The sequence below is a fragment of the Parapedobacter sp. GCM10030251 genome, assembly GCF_042666505.1.
Taxonomy (GTDB): domain Bacteria; phylum Bacteroidota; class Bacteroidia; order Sphingobacteriales; family Sphingobacteriaceae; genus Parapedobacter.
The window spans coordinates 104,509-124,113 of the sequence record NZ_JBHTDN010000006.1 but is presented as its reverse complement, the minus strand read 5'-3'; the positions used below and the strand labels follow the sequence as shown (position 1 = coordinate 124,113).

The following is a 19,605-nucleotide window of genomic DNA, read 5'->3' as shown; positions in this document are numbered from 1 at the left end:
TCAAACCATGCACCTATTTTTGGCCAATTATCCGATCGCTGAAAACATTCGGGAAGGAATGTCCCAGCGGATGGTTGCAATTGACCGCCAATTTGATAAAGTCGATAGAGCTTACCTGTTTGTGTCATACCGATTTTTTCGGAAAAAGCAGGTGGTGAAGATCAGTGAAAGTGTGACCCAATATCGCTGTAACATGCTGATTCATTTCTTCTTTATCTTACGCCTAATGCGATCAGCAGATACGTTTTTTTTCCATTCAGTCATCAATGTCTTACCTGTATTACCTTTTTTGGTATTTATTCCCAGCCAGACCCGATGGATACTCGATGTACACGGTGTCGTTCCGGAGGAAATGAAACTGGCGCGGCTAAAGATGAAGAGTTTCCTGTATGGCTTTAGCGAGCGGTTTATCTTCCGTCGGCTTGACGTGGCCATTGTGGTTTCGCGAACAATGGAAAACCATTTGAGACAAAAGTACCCAAATTCGACCTCCCGTTATGTAACCTATTTTATTGTGCCGGTACATATCGGGAAATTGCCTGAAATAAAGGAGGTTATGCAATTTAAATCATCAAAATTGGTCGTGGTTTACAGTGGTAATACGCAACGTTGGCAGCATATAGATCTAATGCTGGAAATCATTAAACGAAATCGAGCGAGTCATGTTTGCTACTATTTATTGACAGGTGAACCCGAACGAATGAATAAACTGCTAGCCGCCCATGGAATGATTCCGGACGAAAATCTCAATGTGAAATCGGTCACTCCTGAATCTTTGCATGAGTATTATCAAATTGCACATTTTGGATTTGTGTTACGTGATGACATTGTGGTTAATCAAGTGGCATGCCCAACCAAATTGGTTGAGTATCTTTATTACGGTATGACACCAATTGTCAAAAGTCGGTCGATAGGGGACTTCGAATCGTTAGGTTATGAATGTGTCAATTATCGTGATTTTTCGATCGATGCACTTCCTCAGAAGAGCTCCGTAAACTGTCGGATCGTGCGTACCATGCTTGCTGAGAACGAGAATACGAATTTATTAACTTTGCTAGCCAAGAATGCTTAATCCACCTGTTGTCATATTAATGGCCACTTTCAATGGGGCACCTCATCTTCGTGAGCAACTGGATTCGTTAATCCGGCAAACGTACAGAGCATGGCGGTTGATAGTCCACGATGACGGCTCGACCGATGATACTTTGGCGATACTCGATGAATACCGACAAGTAGACTCACGAATAACAGTAATGGATGATGGGATCGTCGGTCTTGGTGCTGCGGGTAATTTTCTTCATTTGATGCGGCATGTGAAAGGAGCATATTACATGTTCTGCGATCAAGATGATATTTGGCTGGAGGAGAAAATAGCACGGCTAGTCGCAGTTATTTCAAACTACGAGGGGCCTACTGTAGTCTATGCCAATTCCTATTTGTATCTAAATGGTGATGTAATACCACAAAAATCGACGCTTTTACATCCCAACTCCCTCCGCGATACCTTGTTTTTTAACTCCGGTATCCAAGGGTGCGCTATGATATTTAATCATTCATTGATGGACCGGCTGACACCTTTTCCTGAGCGCGTTGCGATGCATGATCATTTAGTAACCATGGGAGCCGTAGCGTTTGGGCAAATGATTTATTTGGATCAGCCGTTAGTTTTATACCGACAACATAGTCAAAATGCAACGGGAAACCAGCCGCTTGGGGTTTTTCGAAGGTCGGTTTCCTTCTTGTTTGGCGGTAAACCAGTAATTAACCGCAGTCACTATAATGCCAATTTAGCTTTCTTCCAACGTTATCAGTCGAAGCTTGACTTGAGCAGTCAGAAGTTGTTCAAAGCATACTTCCGTTACGTAAACAGTCGGTCCGTCTTTGAACGATTATTCATTTTGTTGAGAAATAGATTTACCTTAGGCAATAAACGGGGGCTTCTTCTGTATAAAACCTTAGTAAGAAGACCTATCAATTGATCAGAGGATGCGCGAATCACTCAATCCATACGTCACCGTTTTTACGCCGGTTTATAACAGAGCTCGATATCTTGGCTTGCTTTATGAGAGTTTGATCGAGCAGCATTTCCATAATTTTGAATGGATTATTGTAGACGACGGAAGTACCGATGGTACTCGGGAGATCGTAGCTCGGTTTGTGGACGAGGGGAGGGTCCGAATCCGTTATCACTATCAGGAAAACGCCGGTAAACATGTAGCCGTTAACAGGGGCGTCCAATTGGCGAAAGGCGAACTATTTTTTATCGTGGACAGTGATGATACGTTGACGGCGCACGCATTGTCAACCATTGTCCAACAGTGGCAAACCGTGCTTAAATTACCAGACTCGGATAAATTTGCCGGAGTCTGCGGATTACGTATTCACAAGGATGGAACGGTTATCGGAGGGGATGTGGATTACGAAACACTTGATGTATCGTGTGTGGATTACCGATTTAAATACCACTACAAAGGGGATCGGGCAGAGGTGATACTTACGACGATAATGCAACAGTATCCCTACCCTCAGATCGCAGGCGAGCGGTTTTGTGCAGATGCGTTGGTTTGGAATCGGATTGGCAAGTCGTACATGCTACGCTATTTTAATGAGGGCATATATGTATGTGAGTACTTGCGGGGAGGGATTACGGATACATCAGTGTTCCTTCGGAAATCCAGTCCGAAGGGGGCGAGCTTATATTATGCAGAGATGGCAGGCTTGCGCGGGTTGACGGAATTTCAGCGGCTCAAAGCTATAGTCAATTTTTGGCGGTTCGCTGTATATGACTCGGATGATTCCTTTTCCGTCAAGAGAAGGATGATTCGCTCCAATTGGTCCTTTCTGATATATCCGCTTGCATGGACGTTAAGGCTTTTGCGAGTAAAAGTCAAACTTAAAGAATAGTACATGCTGCCTTATTATTTGCTAGTCATCGTCACGTTCTTGTTCACAATTTTCGATTTTGTGAATTCGAGAAATACCCGTTTGTTAGTTTATATACCGTTGTGCACATTGCTGGTGGCGTTTGTAGGCGCACGGGCTGTTGGTATAGATAACGATGGTATAGCTTATGAGGATGCGTTTAATTTAGCCGGTGGCATGTCTTGGCCCGATTTATTTACGGGCAATTATCCTGAAACCATGGAGCGTGGATACTTGTTGCTTAATAAAGTTGTCGATGCATCGGGGGGGGATATCCATGTCGTCTTTGTGCTGATGGCGTTAATAACGGGTTTGGTTAATTATACCTTGTTTTTTCGAAAGAGTCCAATGCCCTTTTTATCAGTGCTAATCTATGTTGGTTTTTTTTATTTCTATCGCGATTTTACACAGATACGTTATGCGTTTGCAGCAGGGTTAGGCATGTGGGCACTTTTCTGGTTTATCGAGCGTAAATACGTCGCCTTTTTTTTGTTCGTTTTTGTAGGTGCATTTTTTCATGCATCGGTATTGGTTGTTCTGGTGCCAGCGTTTGTATCGCTTTTTTTTAGAAACCCTTGGTTTTTTTTGTTTTTGCCGATAATAGGGTTGATTGGGGGAATGTTTAATCCGATTATGTTCCTTTTTCAATTGGGCGGATTACCGCCAGTTTTGACAAACTATGTTATGGTGGATGAAATTGGGCAGGGTGGATATGTGATTTCGGCAATTGCACAGATATTGTTGGTGGCATTACTTATATTCCGTAAAGAGTTGCTCGAACACTATCCCAAGCGGTTACTTGATGTGTTTTATATAGCACTTTCTTTGTCTTCATTTATTAATCTTTTGTTTATCTCGTTTGCGATCATGCAACGCTTATCTTTATTGCTGTTTGGCGTTACACTCTTTCTTTTACCTTATCTTTGTGACCTCTTGGAGAGGCGTCGTGCCGACCAATACATAGCATTATCCGTACGGGGGGTATTTATGCTTTATTCGCTTTATTATGGGCTAAAAATGATAGGCCCAGGACTTATGCAACCTTATATGATTTGGTTGATGCAATGATACAAAAACGGAAACTAGCATATTTTTTACATGATATTGCTATCGGCGGAGCGGAAATAGCGTTTCTATCGGCATTACCGGAACTACATCAACGGTTTGATCTAAAGGTGTTTGTTCTAGGAAATGCGGATTCCAAATTGTTGGAGCGGCTAGCGGATCCCATAAGGCAGGACATCGTGTGTTTAAATATCCCAAGGTGGGCACTTATTTTTCATTTATTTCGTATTTATAGTCGACTTAAATCGTTTGAACCCGAGATTTTAATCAGTTCGCTATGGCGTTCAACGATTCCAGCGGTGTTATATAAATGGTTAAATCGAACACGGGTTACATACTTTGTGTTAATGCATAGTAATGGCTTTTTCCATCGGGCTGATCGTTTCTTTACTCGTCAGGCAATACGCATAGGCGATGCGGTGTTTGCAGACGCGCGTGCGACAATGGAATTTGCGAGTACGCTGGTCGGAAAACGGAAAATACCCATCGTGACCCTTTCGTATTTAACGAATCCTACATCGGAAGGGATGGCGCTGCACGACTACAACGGCCAGAAAAAGTTCTGTTACTTGGGAAAATTAAATTCCATCAAACGTGTCGACCTTGCTATTTCAGTTATCGCGTGGCTTCGGTCACAGGGTGTGGATGCAACGTTAGCTGTTTTTGGACGAGATGAAGGGGAGGGTGCTAATATCTCGGCTCAGATCGACCGCCTGGGGTTGCAACAACAGGTTCAGATACATTCGGAGGTATCGCCGGTTGATAAGCAGGCTATTTTCCGGTCGTTTCCTTTTTACATTCAACTGAGTGCACAGGAAGGGATGGCCATGAGCGTAGCCGAGGCCATGCAAAATGGGCTGGTTTGCGTGGTTACGGCGGTTGGAGAAATAGGTAACTACGCAAAGGATGGCGTGTCTGCTGTTTTGTTAGATCCTACTACTGCTGAATCATGGGAAGAGTCGCTCGATAAATTATTAAATGTGCTGAAAAGTGAGGAAATGTGCCGCTCTATCTCCAATTCCGCGTATCAAGTATTTAAGGGGGCGCCAGTTTTTTCGGAATCGCTTGTTGCTGCGATCAATCAGTTTACGAAATGAAGTCGTCTCAAAAAATATGTCTTGTTTCGAATACAGCTTGGAGTTTTACCCGCTTCCGCCCCGACTTGTTGAAGGCATTGGTCAACAGAGGATACGATGTATTGCTATTGGCGCCCGAGGATGAGTATGTCGGCCAGTTACGTGCATTTGGGGTTCGATTCCGAGAGATAACCAAACTATCGGGAAAAGGTATGAACCCGTTTCAAGATTTGATGTATTATCGTGAGTTAAGGCTGGCGTATCGACAGGAGCGACCCGATGCAGTAATTCATTATACCATCAAGCCCAATATCTATGGCACATTGGCCGCGCATAGTCTTGACATCCCGGTAATATCTGTGATAACGGGGTTGGGGTACACGTTTATTGCCGGTGGACTGCTCTCGAAAATAGCGGCAAAATTGTATCGATTTGCTTTAAAAAGAGCGGACCGCGTATGGTTTTTAAACCACGACGACTTAGCTTTCTTTACTCAACACCAATTAGTTGCTGTTCAGCAGACAAAATGTATTCCTGGGGAAGGTGTCAACGTTACAGACATGTTCAATCCAGAACTGGTCAAGCAGGAACGTGGCGATCGAACAGGGTTTACTTTCTTGTTTATAGGTAGGTTGCTATATGATAAAGGTGTTCGAGAATTTGTCGCTGCTGCTAAAGAAATAAAGAAGAAGTACACGAAAGTAGATTTTCAGCTATTGGGCTATCTGAACGTAGATAATCCCGCGGCTGTTGATGAAGCTGAACTGGCTACTTGGTTGCGTGATGGAACCGTTACCTATTTAGGTTCGGTGATTGATGTCCGGCCGTATATCGCGATTGCTGATTGCGTAGTATTACCTTCTTATCGAGAAGGGATGTCCACTACCTTGCAGGAAAGTGCAGCTATGGCAAAGCCACTTATCGCTAGCGACATAGCGGGTTGCAAAGAGATAGTAGACGATGGTATTACCGGATTTCTTTGTCGGGTGAAGGATGTAAAAAGCCTCGTTGGATGTATGGAGCGGTTATTAAAATTAACCCCTTATCAGCGTGATGAGATGGGAAGACAGGGCAGACAAAAAATGATCCGTGAGTTTTCGGTGGATCGGATTATCGATTACTACTTTAAAGAGCTTGATGCAGTGTTCTGCGATGGATAATTTAAGATAGGCATGTTTTTTGATTACAAATGCTATCTATTGGCGTGATGATTGGCTGATTAACCATTTCTATTATACACACTCAATATGCACCAGCATTTACGATTTGAAATTACGTTTTTTCAACGCATATTTTTTGCTTTGACATTAGTCGGACTTGCCAACATCTTTCCTTTGAAAGCTCAGGTCTTACCGGTTGGCACACCTGTTTTGGAAGATAAATATAGGCGTGATCAGCTACTGGGTTTGATTGACTCTTCGGTTTCATTTACCATCCGGCCGCTCAGTGCCCTAGCACTGAGACGTACTAATGTTTTTATTACTGACAGTGTCACAGAACAACAGGGAATATTTTACTCATCAGATGGCAAAGGATACGCTCAGTTGATGCCGGCAAGCGCCGTGATTCAAATAAACTCTGAATACCCATATGGATGGAACGACGGACCAATGATTCCGTCTCGTGGCGCACAACTGAAACTTTCAGCCGGAATTTTTGCCAAATACAAATTTTTGACCGTGCAATTTCAACCGGAAGTTGTAATGGCGGGTAATGGTAGATACGATGGGCCAGCAAATTTGCCGGGATATGGCCATCATTGGTACATTGCTGTAGGTAATCGTATAGACATGCCCGAATATTTTGGGCGAAGTACTTATAATAAGGCATTTTTAGGGCAAAGCAGCATCCGGTTGAATTTTGACCCGATTTCTTTTGGGATATCCACGGAAAATCTTTGGTGGGGTCCTGGAATCAGGAATTCGTTGTTAATGAGCAACACGGCTCCAGGCTTTTTTCATTTTACACTTAACACCACGAGACCCATCCAGACACCGATTGGCTCTTTTGAAGGTCAATTGGTGGGAGGGCGCCTGACCAACTCAGGTTATCCGCCATCGATCACAGACGAGAGCCTCCACAATGAGCTGTACTTCGTTCATAAACCGACAACGGACCGCTATTTCTCAGGCTTTGTTGCAACTTATCAGCCGAAATGGGTGCGTGGTTTGTCCTTAGGCATTATCCGATCTTTTGTGGTTAATGGTATCCACTTAGGAAATAGTGTGCAAGACTATTTACCTTTCTTTAACTCTACTGTCAAGGAAGCAGTTTATTTGGATAGCCGAACCGGCGTGCCAATGTCATCGAATGAGGTGCGGGACGCGTACCGGTCTGCTTTTTTTCGCTGGGTCATGCCTGCGGGAAAACTGGAGGTCTACGGTGAATACGGTCGGAAAATCAAACCGGAGAATGGGAGGGATTGGATGGTGAGGAGTAACTACTCAAGGGCCTTCGTGTTGGGTTTCCGTAAGCTTACACCATTTCCTTATTTTGGGGGCGCCGATGATTTGATTCAAGTTGATGCGGAAGTAACAGAATTGGCTTATAATCCCACTAATTTTGTGCGAGAAAGCCCCACATGGTATACGCATCACGTCGTTAGAGATGGATATACGTACCAGGGGCAGGTGTTGGGAGCAGGAATTGGTCCTGGAAGCAATGTACAATCGATTGATGTGAGTTGGGTACGAAATATGAGGCAAATCGGCATCGGCTTTGAACGCTTCGTACATAATGAAGATTTCATGTACCGCGAAGGTTTTATCAATGACTTGAGAAGGGGGTGGGTTGATTTGGGGATGAAAGCCTATGCCGTATGGGATTTTAAGAATATATTGACATTTGCACGACTCCAATACATGCATTCGTATAATTACCGATTCGATATTTATTATCCGCCAGAACATACTTTTTGGGAAGTCGGCCATCGCGATAAAAGCAACTTACACTTGCAACTGGGGCTTTCATATCTTTTCTAATGAGCAGCAGCAAATTAAGTGGACCTGGAACGATAACTATGAAATCGATAAAATATAACGTACACTGCGTAGCATTTGGCCTGCTCGTGGGGGCTATTGCGACACAAGTGAATGCACAAACGATACCGGTAGGCACTCCCTTTTTAGAGGATTACTATCGAAGGGGGCAATTGCTCGGCAGACTGGATTCATCTATTTCCTTTAATGTTAGGCCGATCAACGCCGCTGCGCTAAATGTCGAAGATATTTATCGGCTGGATGATCAAGGGAGTTCAACATCGATACTATGGCAAGAGTACAGAAATAGGGTTCAGTTAATGCCCGCTTCGCTTAGATATCAGTATAACTCGACGTATCCCTATGGTTGGAATGATGGCGCGATGATTCCCGGACGTGGGCATCAGGTTATGGTAAGTGCGGGCATTTTTGCTAGTTTTCGATTTTTAAGTGTACAATTCAATCCTGAATTGGTATGGGCTGAGAATCGAAGGTATGAGGGGTATCGAGGAACAGAGGGGCCTGATCGCACTTGGTATTCACAATTGGGTAACCGTATCGATATGCCGGAGTTATTTGGCAATGGGGGATATAGCCGTGTTCTTCCGGGACAAAGCAGCGTCAGGCTTACCCTCGATCCTGTGTCGTTGGGTGTGTCAACTGAAAATCTTTGGTGGGGACCAGGCAGACTGAATTCAATTTTAATGAGTAATACCGCCGCGGGGTTTCCCCACATCACGTTAAATACAACCCGCCCTATACGGACGTATATAGGTTCATTTGAGGGGCAGGTTGTGAGTGGAAGGGTGGAGCATTCGGGTTACCCGCCCTCACTTTTGGGTGATACGAGCGTTCATATGGGATATCTGCGGAATAAACCCGATACATGGCGGTATTTTTCTGGCATCGTGCTCAGTTACCAACCTAGGTGGGTACAAGGATTCAGCGTAGGGCTGGCCCGATCCTTTCTTACCGCCGGAAAGCCGACGTTTAATTCACTACGAGATTATTTGCCCATTTTGCTGCCGGCATCCAAAAAAGGAATATCGGATGATTCTGAGTCATCCGATGCCTATGATCAACAAATTTCGGTGTTCTTCCGTTGGGTCGTTCCAAGTGTCCATGCCGAAATCTATGGCGAATATGCACGCAATGACCACGCTTGGGATTACCGTGATCTTACCGTACAGTTGGATCACACCCGCGCGTATACCGTGGGGTTACGGAAATTGGTGCCACTCACTTCTACTGATGGCAGTCTCTTACAATTGAGCGGTGAAGTTACGCAGCTAGCTGTCACCAATACTCGACGGATACGGCAAGCCGGCTCTTGGTATCTCCACGGCGATTACGGGTATACGCATCGGGGTCAGTTACTAGGCGCCGGGATAGGTCCGGGGAGCAACCTGCAGACAGTAGACGTCAGCTGGCTGCGGGGAATCAATCAAGTGGGGCTTCGATTTGAGCGATTGGTTCATAACGAAGATTTTGCGAACGGCACGTACAACGAATATCGTAACAATTGGGTCGATGCCGGTTTTGACGCTTATGTAAAATGGCGTTTCAACCGGATTCTCGCTTCCGCAAACCTGCAGTATATCCATGCGTATAATTATCAGTATAATTTTGACGCTCCCCCAAACGAAGCGGATTACTGGGATTTCGATGCGCAGGATAAAGATAACCTTCGGATACGGTTAGGCTTCATGTATATGTTCTGAAAATTTGGGCGACTGACTCCCGATTGTTTTTTTACTAGGTATTCGTGAATACAGTGCATTTTAGCTAAGTTTGGTGTCGTTAAATGAAAATTAAGCAACGAACTTGTTGAATAGCTAAAACAAAAGACATTGGATGCGGAGATTGTATTATTTTATAGGCCTATTAATACTTGTTACTTGGATTGGCAACGTCGCTAATGCACAGGAAATCGATCCAAATAATCTGTCCAACGTCCGTGTTGACGAGTTGACGGATCAACAGATCCGTGCGTATATGAAACAAGCTGAAGCATCGGGTATAACCGAGGAGCAATTTGTACAACTGGCTTTGCAGCGGGGTATGCCGGCAACCGAAATTGAAAAATTGCGCGAGCGCATTAAAAAGCTTGAAGGAGACGATGTTGATTCAGTTGTGACGCTTGAACGACCTGTTTTGCCCCGCACAGTAAATGACTCTTTGGCGAAAGGCCGCAGACAGGACGAGACGGCAGGTGTACCGAAAGACATGGCTCATAAAAGACGGGAATTGCCGATTTTCGGGAGTACGTTATTTCAGAATGAAACTTCAACTTTTGAACCCAATTTACGTTTGGCTACGCCGAAAGATTATATAATCGGCCCGGACGACCAACTGCTGATTGATATATATGGTCAATCGGAAGTATTCTATAATCCCACGGTAACACCTGAAGGAATAATCAATGTGCCCAGCGTCGGGGTAATTTCGGTGGGTGGACTGCGTTTTGATGAAGCAGAAGAGCGAATAAAAAACGCCTTATCTAATGTTTATACCGCTATTCGATCGGGCGCTACTAAAGTCAGTATTTCGCTCGGGAATATCCGAAGTATCAAAGTGACCATAACAGGCGAAGTCAATAAACCTGGGACTTATACGTTGCCTTCGCTCGCCTCTGTGCTTAATGCACTTTACTATTCGGGCGGCCCCAACAGGAATGGGTCGTTTAGAAATATCAGTTTAGTAAGGGAGGGGAAAACGGTGGCAGTGCTGGATATTTACGAAGTGCTGATGGAGGGGGCGTTCCGCAATAATGTTAGCTTACGGGATCAAGACGTACTGATGGTTCCTCCCTATTTGAGGGTTGTCGAATTGGAGGGTGAGGTGAAACGCCCGGCTCGATTTGAGTTAAAGGAAGGCGAGACGTTTACTGACCTGTTGCGTTATGCAGGTGGATTTACTGAAAATGCTTACCAGCAGCGAATTCAGGTTATCAAAAAAACACCAACTGAACAACGGATAGAAGACTTGCTGGCGACTCAATTTAGTCAGTATTTGCCAAATTCAGGCGATCGATTTACAGTTGATCGGCTTCTTGAACGGTTTGAGAACCGCGTTACCATATCCGGCGCGGTTTTTCGGCCCGGTGAATACGAGCTAAGTCCGGGATTGACGCTATCCATGTTGTTAAAAAAAGCTGAAGGTGTAAAGGAAGATGCGTTTTTGAAGCGTGGTTCCATCAGCCGTTTAACGGACGATTTGCAACTAGAACAAGTGTCTTTTAACGTGGCAGATGTCATAGCGGGCTTAGGGGGAGACATTGAATTGAAACGGGAAGACGTCGTGCATATCGCCTCCATTTTTGAACTGAAGGAAGAACTCACCGTTTCGATTGCAGGCGAAGTTCGAAACCCCGGCGAATTTGAGTACGCTGAATCGATGACATTGGAAGATTTGATTATGAAAGCCGGAGGCTATCGGGAAAGCGCGATGCCTGCGCGTATTGAGGTCTCGCGACGTGTGCGTGACGCCAATGCTCTATCTGCGTCGGCGTCAATCGCTGAGGTGTTCCAGGTGAGTTCGGAATGGGGGCTTGACCTATCGGACGCAAATTTTAAGCTCCAGCCATTCGATTTGGTGGTCGTTCGAACGGAGTCGGGATATGAAACCCAGAAGACGGTAAGAATCGAAGGCGAAGTTTTATATCCCGGTATCTATACCATCCTTCGCAAGGATGAAAGAATATCCAATATTATCAAACGTGCCGGCGGATTTACTCCCTATGCATATGTTGACGGCGCCTCATTAAAACGTGGACGAGCGTTAGAGGGGCAGACCGCGGAAACAATGGCGGAAAAAATGACCAAGCAGTCTAAACAGGATGACGAATACGAGCGTTTGCTGGCCTTGCAACACTTGCAACAGGACGTCGGTGGTCGGGTAAACCAAGCTTATGTGGACCGAAATTTAAATAACAGCCTGGTCGGCATAAACCTAGCCCGTATCGTCGAAAATCCGGGAGGCATAGGAGATCTGATTCTGGAGGATGGCGACGTCATCCGAGTACCTAAAGAACTTCAAACCGTAAAGATTTCGGGGGAAGTGCTAGCTCCTTCAACAGCCATTTACTCACGGAATAAGGGTTTTAAGCAATACATTTCACAAGCAGGTGGATTTTCCCAGCGAGCGTTACGTAAAGGTACCTATATTATTTATGCTAACGGTTCGGTAAAGAGTACAAATAAGTTCTTGTTCTTCAATAATTATCCGCCGATTGAGCCAGGAGCGGAGATTTTTGTGCCGCGGGCACCTGAGCGAATTAAGCTTGGACCTCAACAATGGATGGGGGTCACAACGGGTCTTGCATCGCTACTAGCCGTTATCGTGACGCTCGTGAGGTGATGATACCTGATATGAGGAACAATTACGAGAAATATGAATCAGTTCCCTGAGGAAGATGACAGACAATAATAAAAATAAGGTACGGTTAAGGGAAAATAATGAGGGAATTAGCCTAAAGGAACTTATTTTACAGTCGATATCACTATTCGCTTACCTTTTTCGCAACTGGGTTATTATATTAAGTTTTGCCATAGTTGGTGGCGGATTGATGGTGGTTTATTCATTTGTTAAGCAGATCCAATATAAAGGCACGGTAAGTTTTATCGTTGATGAATCCGTGGGACAACCGGGAGGCACCCTCGGTGCTGCGGCTGGAATTGCCTCTCAGTTTGGGATTAATTTAGGAGGCTTGGGACAGTCGGGTGGATTTTTTGAGGGTGATAATATCGTCAAATTCCTGCTATCGCGTTCGATGATTGAAAAGACGTTGCTTTCCGATGCGCAGTTAGATGGGCAATCGGTATTGCTCGTGGATCGGTACGTCGAATTTACGGGGTTGAGACAACGTTGGGCCAAAGAAAACGAACGGCTACACAATTTCAAGTTTCAAGATACCACGGGTATGTATTTGCAGGATAGTCTGATCGGATCGTTTTATAAGACTATCCTGAAGAACTATCTCGTTGTAAAAAAACCGGATCGAAAGTTAAACATCATTGAAGTAACCTTTGAGTGCCCTGACGAATGGTTCTCAAAAACATTTGTTACTACGTTGATTGATAATGCATCCGACTTTTATATCCAGACCAGGACACAGCGCGCGCAGGAAAATCTCGATGTGTTGACCCGTCAGGTGGATTCGGTATATCGGGAGCTACATGCCGCTATTCGTGGAGTGGCGAGTGCGAATGATGCCAACCCCAATCCGAATCGGGCGTTTCAAAGCCTTCGCGTGCCATCACAGCTTCGCACGGTGGATGTACAGGCAAATACAGAAATTTTGAAGGAATTGGTGGCCAATCAAGAAATGGCAAAAATTTCGCTTAGAAATGCGAAACCAATTATTCAGATTCTGGACCACCCGATAATTCCTCTAGAGAATAATCGGCTAGGATGGAAGCTTGCCTTTGTACTCGGCTGTTTGCTCGGTGGCTTTTTGATTAGTCTGGTTTTGCTGGGTAAAAAATTCTACCGCCACATCATGGAAGCGGATCCTTCATGATGGTATGCCCCATCCGATCTCGTTTGGTCCGTAAATATTGTTCATTGTAGGGATTGGATACAATTTCTATAGGCACATTTTCGACAATTTCCAGTCCATATCCGATAAGACCGGCGCGTTTCGTCGGATTGTTACTCATTAAGCGCATTTTTGTAACACCCAGATCACGCAATATCTGTGCGCCGATGCCGTAGTCGCGATGGTCAGGTTTAAAGCCCAGTTTTAGATTTGCGTCGACGGTATCCAATCCATTCTCTTGAAGATTGTATGCATGCAGTTTATTAATTAGCCCGATTCCACGGCCTTCCTGGTTCATATACACTACCACCCCTTTGCCTTCTTCTTCAATCATTTGCATAGCACGATGTAGCTGAGGTCCGCAGTCGCAGCGGCAGGATCCGAATATATCTCCCGTAACGCAGGAGCTGTGTACGCGCACCAGGATAGGTTCATCAGGCGCCCATTCCCCTTTATAAAGCGCAATATGCTGCTCACCGGTATTTTTTTGGGTGTAAGCCATCAAATTAAATTGCCCCCATTGAGTAGGCAAGTTAACCGACACCTCGCGTGTAATAAGCGTATCTTTCGTAAGCCGGTATTCGATCAAGTCTTTAATGGAGATGATTTTTAGTCCAAAATGACTAGCTACTTGAATCAAATCCGGTACACGGGCCATTTCACCATCTTCCTTAAGAATTTCGACCAACACGCCCGCTGGCTCAAATCCTGCGAGCCGGGCAAGATCAACAGCCGCCTCGGTATGTCCAGCACGCCGAAGTACACCACCATCTTTAGCGATCAAAGGGAAAACATGCCCAGGGCGTCCAAATTCCTCGGGCTTAATATCGGGATTAATTAGTGCTTTGATGGTTTTGGACCGGTCTGATGCAGAAATACCCGTAGTGCATCCATATCCTTGCAAATCTACGGAAACGGTGAAATTAGTTTCGTATACCGCTGTGTTGTTTCCAACCATCAAATTTAGATCGAGTGCTTTACAACGTTCTTCCGTAAGCGGTACACATACGAGTCCTCGGCCGTAAGTAGCCATGAAGTTAATAATTTCAGGCGTAGCGTTCCGCGCAGCTGTAATGAAATCGCCCTCATTTTCGCGATCTTCGTCGTCAACAACAATGACTACTTTTCCTAGTTTTATATCTTCGATCGCTTCTTCAATCGTATTTAAGGTAATGTCCATTTGCTATGCTTTACACCCTGCAAAATTACGGTTCTTAGGGAGATAATGTATAATCGTCTTGTAAAGATTTGCGGCTTTTCGACCTCATAATCTGACGACTGCGGATGCCTAATTTTCCTTTCACCCAAGACCAGAGTTTCTCAGCTTTCAATCGATATTGCTCAATATCAAATAAGGCGGAGTCCGTTGCCGCTTTATAGGCGAGGAAAATGGCCAGTGGTGATAGCACAAAAATAGCCATCCACATGCCCCAAAACGTGTCAATATTGCCTTCTTTTGCCGATTTCTCGCTTACGGTGGAAATAATATGATAAATGAGGAAAAATATGATTGCCATAACCACTGGAAGACCCAGCCCGCCTTTTCGGATAATCGCTCCCAAAGGCGCACCGATACAGAATAGCAAAAGACAAGATACGGCTAAAGTGAATTTACGTTGAAATTCGATGTTATAGCGGATGTCTTTATCGCGGTAAAACGTGTCTTCACTTGCTTTGATATTAAGCACATCCTTAATATATCGCATTTGGTTCATGGCATTGCTAATAGCCATGGTCCGCTTATCAGTTGGGATGATTTCCGTGAAATTATCCTTGTATCCCACGGTAGTGGAAGTTGGAAGCTGCGTACTGTCTTTAGCTTTATAATAGTCGTTAAAATAATAGTAATACGATTTTATCTCACGAAGTACGGTATTGCGGAGACTGTCCATCTGTAGGGCATTCGAATCGGTATAATGTCTAAGCTGTTTCAGATTGAGCATCATGTGATGGCTCTTAAAAAGATTTTCGTCAGTACGCTTCCATTCGAATGCGGACATATCAAATTTCTGCTCCGTTTCATCGAAGTAGAACCGCGTGAATTGCTGGCGTGGATTGTATACCTTAGCATTTTTCGCTCTGCTGTCCTCATATCGTACACCATCCTTAAGCTTAAGGATCATCGTATTGTTATCGGGGGAATTGTAGATGTATCCTTCTTTTGCCAGTAGCACGTTGCTGGCGGTACTGCTCGACTTATGATCATAAATCATCAAATCATACAAAATTTTTCCATCTTTGCTTTTCCCCTTTGCACGAATGGAATATCCTGGGATCGTGTTGTTGAAAACACCAGGCTTAACGAGGAAGTCCGTCTGTTTGATCCGTACATCATACAACAAAGCGCCCATTTTGAGGTTGACGACGGGAAGAATATAATCACTAAATAAAAAGGCACCCCCACTAAACAAACCGACTAAGATAAACAGTGGAGTCATGGCTTTCCTTAAGGAAATTCCTGCGGCTTTTATCGCTACCAATTCATAACTTTCACCCAGATTGCCAAACGTCATAATAGACGAAAGCAGCATGGAAAGCGGCATTGCCATGGATATTTGCACGGCAGATTGATAGCCCAATAATTGTAAGATAACATACCATTCGAATCCCTTTCCAATCAAATCATCAATGTATTTGAAAAGGAATAACATAAGCAAGACAAACATCACGATTAGAAACGTGACGATGAACGGCCTGATGAATGACTTAAGGATAAGAAGATGGATTTTTTTCATCAGTAATCACCACAAAAACCAATATACAAAGATAAGGTTTTTTAGGCACCGATTACACTTTGCAGGTATTCTATTTGGTTATTCCAGATCAATTTGCGATCATCGAGATTGTCTTCCCAGGCAAAATCGGTGATAGCCAAAGCCACATCGTTGGTCAGCTCGTCTTGCACAATTTCCATTTCGAAATAATACGGTTCATCATCCAACCATTTGTATTTTACCAATTTATTCTCCTTAACGCTAATCAGCTTGGCATGATGCTGTTCATCGTCCCAGCTAAATTCATACATACCGTCCTTATAAACCACATCATCGGCAAACCATTGTGCCAATGCATTGGGTTCATGCAGGAAGGAAAATAGGATTTTCGGTGACGACTTGATTTCGTATTCCAAATGGAATTTGATTTTTTCTGCCATGCTAATCGTGATAATATGCGTGTAATCCGTCTTTTATGTACTTTGTTAACTTTTTTTCTAAAGAAAAGTAAAATAAACTATATTTGCAAACTAAATTTTTGGCGGGGTAGCTCAGATGGTTAGAGCGTAGGATTCATAACCCTAAGGTCGGCAGTTCGATCCTGCTCCCCGCTACGAGTAAAAAGAAGGCGTATCCGGTATTAATTCTGGTACGCCTCTTTTTTTATGAGAAGTTCTTAAATAACCGATTTATAAATCATATAATTGAAGGCGAAATAGGCATTAGTCAGAAAATAAAGCAAACGGTTGGTTGAAGTGGTAAATGTATTGTGGAAGCATAGGCGTCCGTTGGTTTTAGTTATGCTTGAATTTGCTGTGAAAGATTTGAACTAAAAGGTTATTTATTTAACTTTATGCACTCAATGGGTTAGAATCCCATTGTTTTTATGGAGATTATGGAAAGAAAATTTTGCAAACCTATTATCATCCTAATTGAACATGTATGACAGCAAATGATTCAACGCTTGACCTTGTGAATCGGTTGTCGGCTGGGCAGCCGTCTGATAGCGATGTTGTGACGCCCCTATTCTTCAGGCTGGGTAATATCGATGACAGTCAAGGGCTTATCAGGCTGTTAGACCGAAAACCTTACATCCGAATATTTGATTCCATCGATCAACAATTAACGGAATTAATAAAGTCTTATCATCCTAAATTTACGCTAAGTGACGATGAAATTCGTTCATTAACGGCTAAGCACCTAGCTGGAATCCCGAAGAAAGAATACGGCGTTTGGGTTTACTATCCCTGGAGCGAGACCTTGGTCCATCTATTGGATGAAGATGAATTTATTCATATGAGGACGAGCCGTAATCGCTATAAGATTACGCAGGATGAGCAAGCGTTGTTAATGACAAAGCGGATTGGGGTTATAGGGTTGTCCGTGGGGCAATCAGTTTCACTGACACTCTGTATGGAAAGGGGATTTGGAGAGCTCAGAATCGCGGATTTTGATGAGCTGGAGATCACGAATTTAAATAGACTAAGAAGCGGGCTGCATAATATGGGATTAAAGAAAACGGTAATTGTGGCGAGAGAGATTGCCGAAATTGACCCATTTTTGAAAGTTACCTGTTATCACGAAGGCATTACTGACCGGAATTTAGAGGATTTTCTTTTACAAGACGGCAAATTAGATTTATTAATAGACGAATGCGACGGTGTCGACGTCAAAATTAACTGTCGATTGGCTGCGAAAAAATATGGCATCCCAGTATTGATGGAAGCCAGTGATCGCGGGACGGTCGATATCGAACGTTTCGATTTGGAACCGGAACGCCCTATCTTGCATGGGTTTGTGGAACATTTGGATTTGTCAAATGTACAGCGGGCAAAAACCATGGAAGAAAAGCTTCCCTACATATTGCCTATCGTGGGAATCGAAACCATGTCTCCCCGATTAAAAGCATCTGCTATTGAGATTGGTCAAACCATTTCTACCTGGCCGCAGCTTGCCAGTGCTGTTGCTTTTGGCGGCGGAATGGCGGCTGATGTATGTAGGCGTGTGTTATTAGGTCAGTTCAACCAGTCAGGAAGGTATTTTATCGATTTGGATGAATTAATTGGTGATCAGGTAAAACCAAATTTAACATTTAAATACACGGAAAGGTCTCTTTCTTTGGACGAGATGGCAGCAGCGGCCTCACGTGTTCCTCCCATAGTTGAACATGCTGACATCATTACGGATGACGAAATAAGGGAGCTTGTTTCAGCGGTAGGGGCGGCGCCATCACCGGGGAATAATCAACCGTGGAAATGGTATCATGATGGAAAAAGGTTTTACCTTTTTCATGATATTGAGCGGTCGGAGTCGTTTGGTGACTTTCAAAATATGGCCTCTTACATAACATTTGGGACCGCAATAGAGAATTTACAATTAAAGGCCAATGAACTGGGAATCCGTGTGGTGGAAAGTTTGTTTCCGTTAGATGATTGCTCTAGGTTAATCGCTGTATTTTCCTTCATATATTCACCGGTCGAAAAAGATGAACTTTCTCATTTTCTTAACATTCGCTGTACAAGCCGACGAAAAGGAAATGGGGATAAATTATCCGGCGATATAATAGGAAATCTCCAACATGCGGTTAGACATTTCGATAATATAAGATTGAAAATTGTTACCGGAAATGAACAGATACAACATCTTGCTGCAATTGCGGGTGAAGCCGAAAAATTGCGTCTTTTTATTCCTCAGGGGCACTATGAGTTATTCGAAAAAGAACTTAGATGGACGCAGCGCGAAGCTTTAGAAACGAAGGACGGGCTTGATATCCAGACCCTGGAGTTAAGCCCCAAAGACGCGATAGGTTTTCGAGTGGCGAGGGACCCTATTGCGGTAAAGTTAGTTGCGGAATGGGGATTGGGCCGCGCTTTGGAAAATATGACGGGAGATTTAATGAAAACTGCATCGGCGATTGGACTTGTTGTAATTCCAAAATTTGATCGGGCCATTCTGATTGAAGCGGGGAAAGCGGTGGAACGGATTTGGCTAAGTGCGACAAAAAATAGGTTATCGATGCAACCGGTATTGGCGTCTGTATTGCATTTCGCAAGAGTGATACATGGAAAGGACGCGGTGGATATGCCAGATTGGATTCAAAAGCGATTTGGGGAATTGAAAAGTGAATTTGATGGCATTTTTCAAAATACGAATTCTGACGAATCGGTTTTTCTTTTTCGGCTGTTTTACGGAGATCCTCCCGAAATTAAGTCACTTAGATTGGATACTGATCAATTTTTTTATTCTTCTAAATCGCACGGTAGTTGATGAATTCTTTGTCTTTTAGGTCACTGCAAGCTGTTGAAGAACCA

General features: G+C 43.9%; 14 protein-coding genes and 1 tRNA gene. 12 read left to right on the top strand and 3 right to left on the bottom strand.

Going from position 1 to position 19,605, the window contains the following annotated elements; all coding sequences use genetic code 11:
• Window positions 1–7 precede the first annotated feature (7 nt).
• The 10 genes from ACFQRK_RS16805 to ACFQRK_RS16760 all read left to right on the top strand — a co-directional run bounded on the left by ACFQRK_RS16805 (window position 8) and on the right by ACFQRK_RS16760 (window position 13,562).
• On the top strand, window positions 8–1,072 hold the full coding sequence (locus ACFQRK_RS16805; RefSeq protein ID WP_379008785.1) for a hypothetical protein: 1,065 nt from the start codon (window positions 8–10) through the stop codon (window positions 1,070–1,072).
• Window positions 1,065–1,979 (top strand): glycosyltransferase family 2 protein, encoded by a 915-nt coding sequence (locus ACFQRK_RS16800; protein ID WP_379008784.1) that lies wholly within the window; start codon window positions 1,065–1,067, stop codon window positions 1,977–1,979. Before ACFQRK_RS16805 ends, ACFQRK_RS16800 begins: the two co-directional genes overlap by 8 nt.
• 7 nt (window positions 1,980–1,986) lie before the next feature.
• Window positions 1,987–2,904 carry a glycosyltransferase gene (locus ACFQRK_RS16795; RefSeq protein WP_379008783.1) on the top strand — a complete coding sequence of 306 codons (918 nt, stop codon included), beginning with the start codon at window positions 1,987–1,989 and terminating at the stop codon, window positions 2,902–2,904.
• Between the two features lie 3 nt (window positions 2,905–2,907).
• Entirely contained in the window at window positions 2,908–3,990 is a 1,083-nt protein-coding gene (locus tag ACFQRK_RS16790; protein WP_379008782.1) for an EpsG family protein, read from the top strand.
• Entirely contained in the window at window positions 3,987–5,084 is a 1,098-nt protein-coding gene (locus ACFQRK_RS16785; protein WP_379008781.1) for a glycosyltransferase family 4 protein, read from the top strand. Before ACFQRK_RS16790 ends, ACFQRK_RS16785 begins: the two co-directional genes overlap by 4 nt.
• Complete coding sequence (locus tag ACFQRK_RS16780; RefSeq protein ID WP_379008780.1) at window positions 5,081–6,223, top strand: glycosyltransferase family 4 protein; 1,143 nt, start codon at window positions 5,081–5,083, stop codon at window positions 6,221–6,223. The genes ACFQRK_RS16785 and ACFQRK_RS16780 overlap by 4 nt, the downstream gene beginning before the upstream one ends.
• 87 nt (window positions 6,224–6,310) lie before the next feature.
• Entirely contained in the window at window positions 6,311–8,044 is a 1,734-nt protein-coding gene (locus tag ACFQRK_RS16775; protein WP_379008779.1) for a capsule assembly Wzi family protein, read from the top strand.
• 38 nt (window positions 8,045–8,082) lie between these two features.
• Window positions 8,083–9,762 carry a capsule assembly Wzi family protein gene (locus ACFQRK_RS16770; RefSeq protein ID WP_379008778.1) on the top strand — a complete coding sequence of 560 codons (1,680 nt, stop codon included), beginning with the start codon at window positions 8,083–8,085 and terminating at the stop codon, window positions 9,760–9,762.
• Between the two features lie 133 nt (window positions 9,763–9,895).
• Window positions 9,896–12,400 carry an SLBB domain-containing protein gene (locus ACFQRK_RS16765; RefSeq protein ID WP_379008777.1) on the top strand — a complete coding sequence of 835 codons (2,505 nt, stop codon included), beginning with the start codon at window positions 9,896–9,898 and terminating at the stop codon, window positions 12,398–12,400.
• 55 nt (window positions 12,401–12,455) lie between these two features.
• The gene (locus tag ACFQRK_RS16760) at window positions 12,456–13,562 is read left to right on the top strand and encodes a lipopolysaccharide biosynthesis protein (protein WP_379008776.1); all 1,107 of its coding nucleotides are present in this window, start codon (window positions 12,456–12,458) and stop codon (window positions 13,560–13,562) included.
• On the opposite strand, the gene ACFQRK_RS16755 is transcribed toward ACFQRK_RS16760, so the two are convergent.
• Genes ACFQRK_RS16755 through ACFQRK_RS16745 form a run of 3 tightly spaced genes read right to left on the bottom strand, consistent with a single transcriptional unit; the run spans window position 13,540 to window position 16,734 of the window.
• Complete coding sequence (locus ACFQRK_RS16755; protein WP_379008775.1) at window positions 13,540–14,760, bottom strand: bifunctional 3,4-dihydroxy-2-butanone-4-phosphate synthase/GTP cyclohydrolase II; 1,221 nt, start codon at window positions 14,758–14,760, stop codon at window positions 13,540–13,542. The genes ACFQRK_RS16760 and ACFQRK_RS16755 overlap by 23 nt on opposite strands.
• Before the next feature lie 34 nt (window positions 14,761–14,794).
• Window positions 14,795–16,315 (bottom strand): LptF/LptG family permease, encoded by a 1,521-nt coding sequence (locus tag ACFQRK_RS16750; RefSeq protein ID WP_379008773.1) that lies wholly within the window; start codon window positions 16,313–16,315, stop codon window positions 14,795–14,797.
• Between the two features lie 41 nt (window positions 16,316–16,356).
• Window positions 16,357–16,734 (bottom strand): START-like domain-containing protein, encoded by a 378-nt coding sequence (locus tag ACFQRK_RS16745; protein ID WP_379008771.1) that lies wholly within the window; start codon window positions 16,732–16,734, stop codon window positions 16,357–16,359.
• Window positions 16,735–16,834: 100 nt separating this feature from the next.
• Between ACFQRK_RS16745 and ACFQRK_RS16740 the strand changes: the two genes are divergently transcribed.
• Together ACFQRK_RS16740 and ACFQRK_RS16735 are read left to right on the top strand one after the other, a co-directional pair.
• Window positions 16,835–16,908: transfer RNA gene (locus ACFQRK_RS16740), tRNA-Met, on the top strand.
• 328 nt (window positions 16,909–17,236) lie between these two features.
• The gene (locus ACFQRK_RS16735; RefSeq protein WP_379008769.1) at window positions 17,237–19,561 is read left to right on the top strand and encodes an Rv1355c family protein; all 2,325 of its coding nucleotides are present in this window, start codon (window positions 17,237–17,239) and stop codon (window positions 19,559–19,561) included.
• Window positions 19,562–19,605 lie beyond the last annotated feature (44 nt).